Annotated in this window: 10 protein-coding genes; 6 read left to right on the top strand and 4 right to left on the bottom strand. The window is 71.8% G+C overall.

Annotation, left to right across the window (positions count from 1 at the left end):
• Window positions 1-6: 6 nt before the first annotated feature.
• Together ACZ5VD_RS29840 and ACZ5VD_RS29835 are read right to left on the bottom strand one after the other, a co-directional pair.
• Window positions 7-444 carry a roadblock/LC7 domain-containing protein gene (locus tag ACZ5VD_RS29840; protein ID WP_468553344.1) on the bottom strand — a complete coding sequence of 146 codons (438 nt, stop codon included), beginning with the start codon at window positions 442-444 and terminating at the stop codon, window positions 7-9.
• The gene (locus tag ACZ5VD_RS29835; protein WP_468683828.1) at window positions 441-3,395 is read right to left on the bottom strand and encodes a nitrate- and nitrite sensing domain-containing protein; all 2,955 of its coding nucleotides are present in this window, start codon (window positions 3,393-3,395) and stop codon (window positions 441-443) included. Before ACZ5VD_RS29835 ends, ACZ5VD_RS29840 begins: the two co-directional genes overlap by 4 nt.
• Window positions 3,396-3,815: 420 nt before the next feature.
• Here ACZ5VD_RS29835 and ACZ5VD_RS29830 point away from each other — a divergent pair, with 420 nt between their 5' ends.
• Entirely contained in the window at window positions 3,816-4,415 is a 600-nt protein-coding gene (locus ACZ5VD_RS29830; RefSeq protein WP_468553346.1) for a hypothetical protein, read from the top strand.
• Window positions 4,416-4,549: 134 nt separating this feature from the next.
• Here the strand turns inward: ACZ5VD_RS29830 and ACZ5VD_RS29825 are convergent, their stop codons facing one another.
• Complete coding sequence (locus ACZ5VD_RS29825) at window positions 4,550-5,746, bottom strand: NAD(P)/FAD-dependent oxidoreductase (protein ID WP_468683826.1); 1,197 nt, start codon at window positions 5,744-5,746, stop codon at window positions 4,550-4,552.
• Entirely contained in the window at window positions 5,743-6,066 is a 324-nt protein-coding gene (locus tag ACZ5VD_RS29820) for a bifunctional 3-phenylpropionate/cinnamic acid dioxygenase ferredoxin subunit (protein ID WP_468553348.1), read from the bottom strand. The genes ACZ5VD_RS29825 and ACZ5VD_RS29820 overlap by 4 nt, the downstream gene beginning before the upstream one ends.
• A 275-nt stretch (window positions 6,067-6,341) precedes the next feature.
• Here ACZ5VD_RS29820 and ACZ5VD_RS29815 point away from each other — a divergent pair, with 275 nt between their 5' ends.
• The 5 genes from ACZ5VD_RS29815 to solA all read left to right on the top strand — a co-directional run bounded on the left by ACZ5VD_RS29815 (window position 6,342) and on the right by solA (window position 12,897).
• Window positions 6,342-7,169, top strand: a complete 828-nt coding sequence (locus ACZ5VD_RS29815; protein ID WP_468553349.1) for an IclR family transcriptional regulator — start codon at window positions 6,342-6,344, stop codon at window positions 7,167-7,169.
• A 236-nt stretch (window positions 7,170-7,405) separates the two neighbouring features.
• On the top strand, window positions 7,406-8,491 hold the full coding sequence (locus ACZ5VD_RS29810) for an S-(hydroxymethyl)mycothiol dehydrogenase (protein WP_468553350.1): 1,086 nt from the start codon (window positions 7,406-7,408) through the stop codon (window positions 8,489-8,491).
• A gap of 80 nt (window positions 8,492-8,571) precedes the next feature.
• Complete coding sequence (locus ACZ5VD_RS29805) at window positions 8,572-9,174, top strand: MBL fold metallo-hydrolase (RefSeq protein WP_468553422.1); 603 nt, start codon at window positions 8,572-8,574, stop codon at window positions 9,172-9,174.
• A 54-nt stretch (window positions 9,175-9,228) separates the two neighbouring features.
• Window positions 9,229-11,691 carry a GcvT family protein gene (locus ACZ5VD_RS29800; protein WP_468683824.1) on the top strand — a complete coding sequence of 821 codons (2,463 nt, stop codon included), beginning with the start codon at window positions 9,229-9,231 and terminating at the stop codon, window positions 11,689-11,691.
• Between the two features lie 51 nt (window positions 11,692-11,742).
• Window positions 11,743-12,897 carry an N-methyl-L-tryptophan oxidase gene (gene solA / locus ACZ5VD_RS29795; RefSeq protein ID WP_468553352.1) on the top strand — a complete coding sequence of 385 codons (1,155 nt, stop codon included), beginning with the start codon at window positions 11,743-11,745 and terminating at the stop codon, window positions 12,895-12,897.
• Window positions 12,898-12,909 lie beyond the last annotated feature (12 nt).

Here is a 12,909-nt window from a genome sequence, read left to right as displayed (position 1 = left end):
ATCCCACTACCCGCCCTGAGGCAGATCGGTGCGCGGAGCGGCGCCCAGATGCACACCGACCCGCTTCACCAAGAGGGTCATCTCGTACGCCACCAGGCCGACGTCCGAGTCCGCGTCCGAGAGGACGGCGAGGCAGCTGCCGTCGCCGGCGGCCGTGACGAACAGGAAGGCGTCGTCGAGTTCGACCACCGTCTGGCGGACGTTGCCCGCCTCGAAGTGGCGGCCCACACCCTTGGCGAGGCTGTGAAACCCGGACGCGACGGCGGCCAGGTGCTCGCTGTCCTCCCGGGTCAGGTCCTGGGACACGCCCGTCGGAAGGCCGTCGCCGGAGAGCACGAGGGCCTTGCGGATGCTCGCGACGCGTTCCACGAGGTCGTCGAGGAGCCAGTTGAGCTCGCCGTTCCTGTCGCCCCCGGTGTGGCCGGTCGCCTGCGGTGCGGTCATCGACCGTCCCCCTTTGTCGTTCCGTGTGGTGCTGTGCCGCTGTGGACGTCGTCGCCCTCGGCGTTCTCCTCGCGGCCGCGCTGCCAGCCGCGCTGGAGCGAGGCCATCCGGCTGCGTACCTCGTCGGCGTCCCGCTCGACCGGCTGCGCCGTGTCGTCGGTGCGCCGTGCGGGGCTCTGCTTCAGCTGCGGGGCCAGGTTGGCCTGGCGTACGCGCCGGGGCAGCGCGGTCGTACCGGAGCCGGACGGCTCCTGCGCCGCCGGGCCGGAGTGGGAACCGGGCCCCGAGGCGCCGCCCGCCTGGGGCGACGTGCCGGGGCGGCCGGTGGGCGCGCCCGGGCCGTTCGCCGTGATCTCGGCGCGCCGGGTGCGCATGGGGAGGGCAGGGGTGTCGGGCTGGTCGACGTGTCCGCGGCCGGGGCCGGAACCGGTGTGCTGGTCGCCCGGTCCGCGGCCCGACGCGGTCGGGGACTCGGTGCGCTGCTCGTCGAGGCGGTCGGCGACGCCGGTGCCACGGCGGGCCGGTCCCGTACCGCGGCGGCGGGCGGGCAGCGGGGCCGGGCCCAGCGGTGCGGCCGACTGGGGACGCGTACGGCTCGGGCCCGTAGGAGGCTCGTCGTCCGCCTCCTCGCGCCGCCCGCGCTGCTCGGTCACCGGTCGTCCGTGGGAGCTGACCAGCTTGGGCGTCCGGCGGCGGGGCAGCGAGACGGGCGCGTCGGGATCGTCGGACCGGTCCACGTCGCGCGACTCGGCGCCCTGGTGCGGCGGTTCGCCCTGCCGGGCGAGCGTCTCCTCGTCCTCATGGGTGAGGGAGCGGCGCGGGCGGAACAGTCCCCCGCCTTCGCTGTCCGCGTCGTCCAGGGCACCCGGGAAGTCACCGAGGGCGTCCAGGTCGACCGGGGCCTCCAGTTCGACCGGTCCGTCGAGGAGGGCGGCCGGCAGGCCGGGCAGCTGCAGAGGCGTCTGGGAGAGCGAGGCGCGGCGGGCCTCCTCCAGTTCGGCCTCCTTGGCGGGGCGGGGCCGGTCGAGGCGGAAGCCGATGCCGTTGGTGTCCGGGACGTCGTCCGTCAGCAGGGTGTCCGGGATGAGGACGACGGCCGTGGTGCCGCCGTACGGGGACGGCTGGAGGGAGACCCGGACGTGCTGCCGCTGGGCGAGCCGGCTGACCACGAACAGGCCCAGCCGGTCGGTGTCGGACAGTTCGAACTCCGGGGTCTCGGCGAGCCGGAGGTTGGAGTCCAGGAGGGCGTCGGCGGCCATGCCGAGGCCGCGGTCGTGGATCTCCAGGGTGAAGCCGTTGGCGACGCGTTCACCCACGACCTGCACGGCGGTGTGCGGCGGGGAGAACACCGTGGCGTTCTCCAGGAGTTCGGCGACGAGGTGGGTGAGGTCGGCGACGGCCGGGCCGGTGACGGCGACCCGGGGCAGCCTGCGGACCTCGATGCGCTCGTAGTCCTCGACCTCGGCGACGGCGGCGCGTACGACGTCCATGAGCTGGACGGGTTTGCGCCACTGCCGGGAGGGCGCGGCGCCGGAGAGGATCACCAGGCCTTCGGCATGCCGGCGCATCCGGGTGGTGAGGTGGTCGAGGCGGAAGAGGTCGGCGAGTTCGTCGGTGTCCTCGGTGCGCCGCTCCATGGCGTCGAGCAGGGTGAGCTGCTTGTGCAGGAGGACCTGGCTGCGGCGGGCGAGGTTCACGAAGACCTCGGAGACGCCGGCCCGGAGTTCGGCCTGCTTGACGGCGGCCTCGACAGCGGCGCGTTGCAGGGTGTTGAGGGCCTGGCCGACCTCGCCGATCTCGTTCCTGTCGTACTCCAGGCGCGGGACCTCTGTCTCCACGTCGACCTGCTCGCCCACCGACAGGCGGCGCATCACGCTGGGCAGCCGTACGCCGGAGGCCTCGTGGGCGTCCAGGCGCAGTTGGCGCAGGTCGCGGATGAGGGTGCGGCCGACGCGTACGGACAGGATCAGCGAGAAGAGCAGGGCGGCGAAGCCGAGGACCCCGGCGACGGCCGCCTTGAGGATGACGCTCATGGCGTCGGGGCGGACGCGGTCCTGATAGCGGTCGCCGGCCTGGTCGTTGAGCGTGGCCAGCTCGTCGAGGACACTGCCCGCGGCGGCGTCCCAGCTCTTGGCGCTCACCGCACCGGGGGCCTTGCCGGGATCGGCGGAGATGACGGCCTGTTCCGCCGACCGCAGCGGGGCGGTGGCGGCGTTCTTCCAGAAGCGTTCGTAGCGTTCGCGCTCCGTCGCGGGCAGCACCGGCAGGCTGATGTCGTACATCAGGGTGCGCTGGGCGGCGAGATCGGAGACGTCGCGGATCTCGTCGCGGGAGAGCTTCCCGACGACCAGGGCGGATCCCAGCAGGGCGTCCTCGCGGGAGAGCAGCTCGCGGGCCCGGGTGATGTTCACCAGGGCCCGGGCCTGCTTGTCGAGTTCCACGCTGTCGACGCCGTCGAGGGAGGCCAGCAGGGCGTAACAGGGGTCGACGAGGTGGTTGTAGAGGTCCAGGGCCTGGGTCCTGGTGACGGTGCCCTCCTCGACGCTGCGGCGCAGGGAGTCGATGCCGTCGAACGCGTCCAGGACGGTGGTGAGGTGTTCGTCGTCGTCGGTGTCCATGCCGTCACGGACGTCCGGGTCCTTCGCGTTCGTGCGCACCTTGACGATGGCGTCGTCGGTGGCGCTGCGGGTGGTGCGCAGCGCGTAGAGCGCGTCGGACGCCCGGGGGTCGGCGAGGTAGACGAGGGTCTGCCTGCGTTCCTGCTGCAGGACGCGGACGACGTCCTCGGTCGGGTAGCCGACCTTCTCGACGATGGACGACACGTGGAACAACTGGGCGACTTCCCGGCCCGTGAGCACCGTGGCGAAGCCCCAGATCGCGATCAGGGACACCAGCGGCACGAGGAGCAGCGCCACGATCTTCCGGCGGATCGACTTCCCGCGAAAGCGCATGGCCTCCCCCAGCTCGACCCCATCACCGGCAGGGGTACAGATGTGCGTCAACAAACGGCGCGAGCCTACTACTGACGGGTGGCCAACTCGAAGACCCGTCCGGAAGCTGAACTTCCGCGCCGAGGGCGAGACATGCCGAGTTGTCCGCTCATTGCAGGAGATTGCCTCCTGTCTTTCTCTGGCCACACCCGAAACCGGCACGACAGACTCGTCGGCCCAGTTGGCTGGAATTTTGCGTTCGTTGGGAATCTTGGGTGGCACTCGTTCGTCATTCTTCATGGGAGTCGGGTGCGGAACCGGCCACAGGTGGCGCATCCCGCACCCGGGCGGCGTAAAACAGCGCAAGCCGGGCAACCAGTGGGGAGCCGGGTCTTCGGACACGGAGCACGCGGTCTGCTGGCGGTGGGGAGTGACACAGTGATGGGGACGGCGCAGCGACAAGAGACGCTGCCGGACGGCGGGGTGGCGCAGTTGACGGCGCAGCGGGACCCCGGGGCGCCGGATCACGACATTCCGAGGCACGGGGGCGGGACGGCGGCACGAGAGCGCGCGGCCGAGCCCGTGGAGCGTGCCGAGGACTTCAGGAGCGGTGCGGCTCGGGCGGAACGGGCGGAACGGGAAGAGTCCGGATACCGGCCGCTGTGGATCGAGGAGCCCGCGCGGCGTCGCCGGCTGCCCGATCCGGTACGGACATCGGCGGTGCGGGCGGTGCTGATCATCGCCGTGACAATGATCCAGGCGATGGTGGCCTTCCTGTGCACCATGGCGGGTTCCTGGCTGGCGTTCCCGATGGTGCTCAGCAGCGTGGCCAGCACCGTGGTGGCCACCTGGGGCGCCCTGGACGTCTGGGTGACCCGCCAGGTGTGGAACCAGCGGCACGGCGTGGTCTCGATGCCGAGCAGCACCGCGCGTGCCCTGCGGCGCGAGCGGCGCAGGGCACGGCGACAGGCCCGGAGCACCGAGCGGGCGCAGGAGCGGATACGCCGTCAGGGTGGCACGGGGCAGCTCTCCCACCCCTGAGGACCCGCCTCCCGGGAACTCCGGGGAACCGGTCCGGTACACCGCTCGCGGCGTCCGGACCGGTGACACCCCGGGGAGTCCGGTGACGCCCCAAGTCGTGGTGTCCGGACCGGTGATGTCCGGACCGGTGGCGTTCAGAGGGCGGCGGGTTGCGCCCTGCCCCCTCCCCGCGTACCGCCGCGTACGAGTTCCCGTCGCACCTTCATGAAGGGCCGCGGCCGGTCCACGGAGAGGACCGCGGTGGCATGGCCGTCCCGCTCGTACAGGGCGAGGAAGCCGCCCTCGGCCGGTGCTCCGTCGGTGAGTTCACCCTCGGCGATGCGGACCCGGTCCCCGTCCTGACGGCGGCCGGCGAACTGGATCCGTGCCCCGTACTGGTCCGACCAGAAGTACGGCAGCGAGCCCGTGGTCTCCAGCGTGCGGCCGGCGAGCAGGTTGGCCACGGCGACCCGGGGCTGTTCCGTCGCGGACGTCCAGTGTTCGGCGCGGGTGCCTCGTACGCGGGCGACATCGCCGACGGCGACCACCTGGGGCAGGGCGGTGACGCAGCCGTCGTCGCAGAGCACACCGTCGTGCAGGGCGAGTGTCGAGCCGGTCAGCCAGGAGGTGTTGGGGGTGGCGCCGATGCCGACGATCACCGTCTCGGCGGGCAGGACACGGCCGTCGGAGAGTTCGACGCCGGTGACGGTGTCCGCGCCGCGCAGTGCGGCCACGCCGATGCCCGTGACCAGCTCCGCGCCGCCCCGCCGGTGCAGTGCGGCGCACACGGCGGCCATCTCGGCGCCGAGTTGGGGCACCAGCGGCAGCGGAGCGGCCTCCACGACGGTGACGGTGTGACCGAGCGAGACGCAGGAGGAGGCGGTTTCGGCGCCGATGAATCCGCCGCCGATGACGACGACCCGGCGCGGGCCGGCGCCGAGTTCGTCGCGCAGGGCACGCGCGTCGTCGAGGGTGCGCAGGGTGTGCACCCCGGCGAGGCGGGAGCCCGGAAGGCGGCGCGCCGAGGCGCCGGTGGCGATGACGACGCCGTCGGTGGACACCGTGCGGCCGTCGTCGAGGAGCACGGTCCGGCCTCGGGCGTCGAGGCCGCGGGCCCGCTGGCCGAGCAGCCACTCGGCGTCGAGGCCGGTGGTCTCCTCGGCGTCCGTGAGGGCGAGTCGGTCCTCGTCCGCGCGTCCGGTGAGGAAGTCCTTGGACAGGGGCGGCCGGTCGTAGGGGTGGTGGGGTTCGTCGCCCACGATCACCAGGCGCCCGTCGAAGCCCTGGGCACGCAGTTCCCGGGCCGCGTACAGGCCGGACAGGGAGGCTCCGACGATGGTCACGGTCCTCATGCGGCAGTGCCCTCCTCCGCGGCCAGGTGGACGTGGATCATTCCGTCCTCGACGCTGACGCGGTGGGTGCGGACGGCCCGCCGGGCCGGGAGGCAGGTCGGCTGTCCGCTGCGGAGATCGAATGAAGCCGCGTGCAGTGGGCATTCGACCAGGCAGCCCTCCAGCCAGCCCTCCGAGAGGGAGGCGTCCTGGTGGGTGCAGGTGTCGTCGATGGCGTACAGCTCGCCGTCCTCGGTGCGGAACACGGCGACGGGTGGAGTCGTCTCGATACGGAAGGACTCGCCCTCGGGGAGGTCTTCGAGGCGGCAGACGGGAATCACGGGCCCCCCTCTCGGTCCGGGACACTCGGTCCGGACCTGTGTGGTCCAGTTCGTTCAGGGAGTGCGGACCGTCGTTGGTCCGGAAGCAAGGGAGTGCGGAACCGATTCGTGCTGTTCGGCCCCCTTCCGGGCGCCGGACGCTTCGGTAACATGATGTTTCGTATGGCGCACTAGCAAGCGCTATGCGCAACAGAATCCGGGCGGGACGACCGTCACGTCAAGGGTTTCCCGCAGATGTGGTCCGAACCGGGCCCACAGGTGGTGAGAGTTGAGCCATGACCCGCACGCAGAAGCAGTCCGACGGTAGCGAGGAGAAGGCCGCGAATCCGGAGAAGAACGGCAGAGGAACTGCCAGCGCCGTCCAGTCGGTGGACCGGGCCGTGAGCGTGCTGGAGATCCTCGCGCGGCACGGCGAGGCGGGCGTCACGGAGATCGCCGAGGAGCTGGAGGTGCACAAGTCCACCGCGTTCCGGCTGCTCGGCGTCCTGGAGAACCGTGGTCTGGTGGCGCAGGCCAAGGACCGCGGGAAGTACTACCTCGGCGCCGGCGTGCTGCGCCTGGCGGGGGCGGCGGCGGTACGGCTCGACGTCTCCCAGGAGGGCGTCCCGATCTGCCGGGAACTGGCCGACGAACTGGGCGAGACGGTCAACATCGCGGTCCTGGACGACGACGGGGCGGTCAACATCATGCAGGCCCGCGGCACCGCGTCCGTGACGGCGCAGAACTGGCTGGGCCGACGCACCCCGCTGCACGCCACCTCCAGCGGCAAGGTACTGCTCGCCCACATGTCGCCCACCCTGCGCGAGGGCCTGCTGGCACGCTCCCTGCCGCGCTTCACCGAACGGACCATCACCGGCGCCTCCGTGCTGAGGGGCGAACTGGAGGCCGTGGTGGAGCAGGGCTACGGCACCACCATGGAGGAACTGGAGCTGGGTCTGGCGGCCGCGGCGGCCCCGGTCCGCTCGCACGACGGCAAGGTGATCGCCGCGATCAGCGTCTCGGGGCCGGTGTACCGCATGAACAGCGACCGGTTGCCGGAGCTCGCCAAGCGCACGGTGGCGGCCGGTGCGGAGCTGTCGCGGCGGATGGGATACGGCTTCTGACGTAATCGCGGCGCGCCCGGCGGTACTTCCCGCGGCGCACCCGGCGGCACGCCCCGCACCGCGCGGGACCGGGAAATCCCTGGTCCCGCGCCGTCGTGTGTCCGGCAGATTTCGTCCCACAGGTTCCTTTTGCCAAGGGTTAACTCGCACCTCTTGACGGCCACTGGATGGCGTTCTCAGTATGTTCCTCATCGCGCAACCCATCGTGCATTGCGCAACAGCAGAGGAGCTAGGTCGTGCCACACGAGGTCCGTGCCGTAGTTGCTGTGAAGAAGGGTGCACCCGTCGAGGTGCAGACGATCGTCGTCCCCGACCCGGGTCCCGGAGAGGTGCTCGTCACCGTGCAGGCGTGCGGGGTCTGCCACACGGATCTGCACTACCGCGAAGGCGCGATCAACGACGACTTCCCGTTTCTGCTGGGCCATGAGGCCGCCGGCACGATCGAGGCGATCGGCGACGGTGTCACCGACCTCGAACCGGGCGACTACGTGGTGCTGGCATGGCGCGCACCCTGCGGTTCCTGCCGTTCCTGTCGCCGGGGCCGCCCCTGGTACTGCTTCGACTCCCGCAACGCCGTCCAGCCCATGACCCTGCTGGACGGCACCCCGCTCAGCAACGCGCTGGGCATCGGCGCCTTCGCCGAGAAGACCCTGGTCGCGGCGGGTCAGGCGGTGAAGGTCGACCCCGCGGCCCGGCCCGAGGCCGCGGGTCTCATCGGCTGCGGTGTGATGGCGGGGTACGGCGCGGCGGTCAACACCGGCAACGTCGGCCGCGGCGACTCGGTCGCCGTCATCGGCTGCGGCGGCGTCGGCAACGCGGCCATCGCGGGCGCCTGTCTGAACGGCGCCATGAAGGTCATCGCCGTGGACATCGACGACAAGAAGCTCGACCAGGCGGAGAGGTTCGGCGCCACACACACCGTCAACTCCCGGGGCACCGACCCGGTCGAGGCGGTCCGCGCCCTCACCGACGGCCACGGCGTGGACATCGCCATCGACGCCGTGGGCCGCCCGGAGACGTTCCAGCAGGCCTTCTACATGCGTGACCACGCGGGCCTGCTGATCCAGGTCGGCGTCCCCTCCCCGGAGATGAGGGTGGAGCTCCCGCTGATCGACGTCTTCTCGCGCGGCGGCGCCATCAAGTCGTCCTGGTACGGCGACTGTCTGCCGAGCCGCGACTTCCCGTTCCTGATCGACCAGTACCTGTACGGCCTGCTGGACCTCAACGCCTTCGTCAGCGAGACCATCGCGCTCGACCAGGTCGAGGAGGCCTTCGCCAAGATGCACCGCGGTGAGGTGCTGCGCTCGGTGGTGGTGCTGTGAGCACCGGCAAGGGCCCGGGGAAGGACGCCGGGACGGGCACCGGGAAGGAGGGCGGGCAGGGCACCGAGACGGCCGTACGCGTGGACCGGGTCGTCACGCGGGGCACCTTCAGTCTCGACGGCGAGACCTTCGACGTCGACAACAACGTCTGGCTGGTCGGCGACGACGAGCAGGTGCTGATCGTCGATGCGGCCCACGACGCCCACGCCATCCACCAGGCGGTCGCGGGCCGGCATGTCACCGCCATCGCCTGCACCCACGCCCACGACGACCACGTCGACGCGGCGGCTGAGCTCTCCGTCCGCACCGGGGCACCGGTCCTGCTCCACGCCGGCGACCACGAGCTGTGGTCGCACACCCACCCCGGCCGCAAACCGGACGGCGAGCTGACCGACGGCCGGATCCTCACCGTCGCCGGCACAGCGGTCCACGTCATCCACACCCCCGGGCACACCTGGGGCAGTTGCTCGCTGTACGCGCCCTCCCTGAACACCGTCTTCACCGGGGACACCCTCTTCCACGGCGGCCCCGGCGCCACCGGCCGCTCCTACTCGGACCGCCCCACCATCGAGGCGTCCCTGCGCGACCGGCTGCTCACACTGCCCGGCGACACCATCGTCCGCACCGGGCACGGCCGGGACACGACGATCGCCGCCGAGCGCTCGAACGTCCCCGGCGCCTGAAGACACCGCGCACCCTCCCCTGCGCGTTCACCCCCGTCCCCGGCAAGGAGGGGCATGTCCAGCACGCCCGAAATCCGTCCCCACAGCGCCCACGGCCCCCGCGTCGTCGTCATCGGCGCCGGCATCGTCGGCTGCTCCCTCGCCGACGAGCTGACCGCCCGCGGCTGGACCGACGTCACCGTCCTCGAACAGGGGCCGCTGCCCGCACCCGGCGGCTCCACCTCGCACGCGCCGGGCCTGGTCTTCCAGACCAGCCCGTCCAAGACGCTCGCCGCGTTCGCGAAATACACGGTCGAGAAGTTCCTCTCGCTGGACGTGGCCGGCGTCCCCTGCTTCGACCAGGTCGGCGGCCTGGAGCTGGCCACCACCCCGGAGCGTCTGGCCGAACTGCACCGCAGGGCCGGGTACGCCGCCGCCTGGGGCATCCGCGGCGAGGTCGTCGACACGGCCCGCTGCAAGGAACTGTGGCCGCTCCTGGACGAGTCCGTAGTGCTCGGCGGCTTCCACACCCCCGACGACGGCCTCGCCCGCGCGCTGCTCGCCTCCCGCGCCCAGCTGGAACGGGCCACCGAGCGGGGCGCGCGTTTCCTGGAGCGCCACACGGTCACCGGGATCGAGCAGGAGGACGGCCGGATCACCGCCGTGGTCACCGACCGAGGCACCTTCCCCGCCGACCACGTCGTCTCCGCGGCCGGGTTCTGGGGCCCGGTCATCGGCCGGATGGCCGGGATCGACGTCCCCCTGCAGCCGCTCGCCCACCAGTACGCGAGGACGAAGCCGCTGCCCGAGCTGAGCGGGGCCACGACGGAGGCCTCCATGCCGATCCTCCGCTTCCAGGACCGTGACCTCTACTTCCGCGAGCACACCGACCGCATCGGCATCGGCTCCTACGCCCACAAACCCCTGCCCGTCGACCCGTTCGCGGTCCTGCCGTACGACGAGGCCCGCGCGCAGGACCTGGACATGCCCTCCTCGTTCCCCTTCACCGAGGAGGACTGGGCGCCGAGCTGGGAGGACTGCCGGTGGCTGGTCCCGGCCCTGCGGGACGCCGAGATCGAGGCCGGCTTCAACGGTGTCTTCTCCTTCACCCCGGACGGCATGCCGGTGCTCGGCGAGTCACGGCGGCTGCGCGGCTTCTGGCTGGCCGAGGCCGTGTGGGTCACCCACTCCGCCGGTGTGGCGAGGGCCGTCGCCGAGTGGATGGTCGACGGAAGGCCCTCCCTCGATCTGCACGAGTGCGACCTCACCCGTTTCGAGGAGGCACAGCGTTCACCCTCGTACGTCCGTGAACGCGGTTCACAGCAGTTCGTCGAGGTGTACGACGTCCTTCACCCGCTCCAGCCGATGGAGCAGCCGCGTCCGCTGCGCGTCAGCCCCTTCTACGCCCGTCAGCAGGAGCTCGGCGCGTACTTCCTGGAGGGCGGCGGCTGGGAGCGCCCGCACTGGTACGAGGCGAACGCCTCCCTCGCCGAGAGCCTGCGCCTCCCCGAGCGGGACGCCTGGTCGGCCCGCTTCTGGTCCCCCGTCGCCGCCGCCGAGGCGAAGGCGACCCGCGAGAAGGTCGCCCTCTACGACATGACCCCCTTGCGGCGCCTGGAGGTCACCGGCCCCGGAGCCCTCGACTTCCTGCACCGCATGACCACCAACAACCTCCGCAAGAAGCCCGGCGCGGTCACCTACACCCTGCTGCTCGACGAGCAGGGCGGCGTCCGCTCCGACCTCACCGTCGCCCGCCTTGCCCCCGACCGTTTCCAGGTCGGCGCCAACTCCCCCGCCGACCTCGACTGGCTCACCCGGCACGCCCCCGACGACGTACAGATCAGGGACATCACCTCCGGCACCTGCTGCGTCGGCGTCTGGGGCCCGCTCGCCCGCGACCTCGTCCAGCCGCTGACCCGCGACGACTTCTCGCACGAGGCCTTCGGCTACTTCCGCGCCAGGGAGACCTACCTCGGGCAGGTCCCGGTGACGGCGATGCGCCTGTCGTACGTCGGCGAGCTCGGCTGGGAGCTGTACACGAGCGCCGACCTCGGCCTGCGCCTGTGGGACACGCTCTGGGAGGCCGGCCGGGACCTCGGTGTGATCGCGGCCGGCCGCTCGGCCTTCAACTCCCTGCGCCTGGAGAAGGGGTACCGGGCCTGGGGCACCGACATGACCGACGAGCACACCCCGTACGAGGCGGGCGTCGGCTTCGCGGTCCGCACGGACAAGGAGTTCCTGGGGCGCGAGGCGCTCACGGACGCTCCCCTCACCCGCCGGCTCACGCCCCTGCTCCTCGACGACCCCGCCGCCGTGGTCCTCGGCAAGGAGCCGGTGTACGTCGACGGCACCCCGGCCGGATACGTGACCAGCGCCTCGTACGGCTACACGCTCGGCCGCTGCATCGCGTACGCCTGGCTGCCGGCCGGCCTGGCCACCGGCGCCGGCGTGCACATCGAGTACTTCGGCGAGAAGGTCCCGGCGACCGTCGCCGAGGAACCCCTCTTCGACCCGAAGATGACCCGCATCCGCCGCTGACGAGCACCGACGCACCCGGATGAGCACCGACGCACCTGAAGGAGGCACGCGATGCCCCCCACCTACGACGTGATCGTCATCGGACTCGGCGGCATGGGCAGCGCCGCCGCCCACCACCTGTCCGCGCGCGGCGCCCGCGTGCTGGGACTGGAGAAGTTCGGCCCGGTCCACAACCGCGGCTCCAGCCACGGCGGTTCACGGATCACCCGGCAGTCGTACTTCGAGGACCCGGCATACGTACCGCTCCTGCTGCGCGCCTACGAGCTGTACGCGGATCTGGAGCGGGCCACCGGCCGCGAGATCGCGATCCTCCCCGGCGGTGTGATGGTCGGCCACCCCGACTCCCGGACCGTCTCCGGCTCGCTGCTCTCCGCCCGGCAGTGGGATCTGCCGCACGAGATGCTGGACGCGAAGGAGATCCGCCGCCGCTTCCCGACACTGGCGCCCAAGGACGACGAGGTGGCGCTGTTCGAGAAGAGGGCCGGGCTGCTGCGGCCCGAGAACACCGTCGCCGCACACCTCCAGCTCGCCACCCGGCAGGGTGCCGACCTGCACTTCGAAGAGCCCATGACCCGCTGGGAGCCGTACCGGGACGGGGTGCGCGTCCATACGGCCGAGGACACCTACACCGCCTCCCAGCTGGTGATCTGCCCGGGCGCGTGGGCACCGCGGCTGCTCGACGACCTCGGCGTGCCGTTCACGGTCGAGCGGCAGGTCATGTACTGGTTCCAGCCGGTCGGCGGTGTCCGGCCCTTCCTCCCCGAGAACCACCCGATCTACATCTGGGAGGACGCGGCCGGCGTCCAGATCTACGGGTTCCCGTCCATCGACGGCCCCGACCTCGGCGCCAAGGTCGCCTTCTTCCGCAGGGGCGGATTCACCACCCCCGAGACCATCGACCGCACGGTCCACGACGACGAGATCAAGGCGATGGCCGAGCATCTGACGGGCTGCGTGCCGGATCTCCCCGGCACCTTCGTCAAGGCCGCGACCTGCATGTACTCCAACAGCCCGGACGAGCACTTCGTGATCGCCCGGCATCCCGCGCATCCGGAGTCGGTCACCGTGGCCTGCGGTTTCTCCGGGCACGGCTTCAAGTTCGTGCCGGTCGTCGGGGAGATCCTCGCCGACCTCGCCCTGACCGGCACCACCGAGCACCCGATCGGTCTGTTCGACCCCGCCCGCCTCGCCGCCGCGCCCGTCTGAGGAGCCCGCCCG

It is taken from the genome of Streptomyces sp. NPDC032822 (genome assembly GCF_055578825.1).
Note: the sequence above shows the minus strand (reverse complement) of the source record. Positions and strands in the feature narration are given on the sequence as shown.

What these genes read in the sequence shown, in the direction of transcription:
- ACZ5VD_RS29800 (WP_468683824.1), top strand. Translation starts at nt 9,229, where the DNA reads ATGTCCAGCACGCCCGAAATCCGTCCCCACAGCGCCCACGGCCCCCGC.
- solA (WP_468553352.1), top strand. Translation starts at nt 11,743, where the DNA reads ATGCCCCCCACCTACGACGTGATCGTCATCGGACTCGGCGGCATGGGC.
- ACZ5VD_RS29830 (WP_468553346.1), top strand. Translation starts at nt 3,816, where the DNA reads ATGGGGACGGCGCAGCGACAAGAGACGCTGCCGGACGGCGGGGTGGCG.
- ACZ5VD_RS29825 (WP_468683826.1), bottom strand. Translation starts at nt 5,746, where the DNA reads ATGAGGACCGTGACCATCGTCGGAGCCTCCCTGTCCGGCCTGTACGCG.
- ACZ5VD_RS29835 (WP_468683828.1), bottom strand. Translation starts at nt 3,395, where the DNA reads ATGCGCTTTCGCGGGAAGTCGATCCGCCGGAAGATCGTGGCGCTGCTC.
- ACZ5VD_RS29840 (WP_468553344.1), bottom strand. Translation starts at nt 444, where the DNA reads ATGACCGCACCGCAGGCGACCGGCCACACCGGGGGCGACAGGAACGGC.
- ACZ5VD_RS29815 (WP_468553349.1), top strand. Translation starts at nt 6,342, where the DNA reads ATGACCCGCACGCAGAAGCAGTCCGACGGTAGCGAGGAGAAGGCCGCG.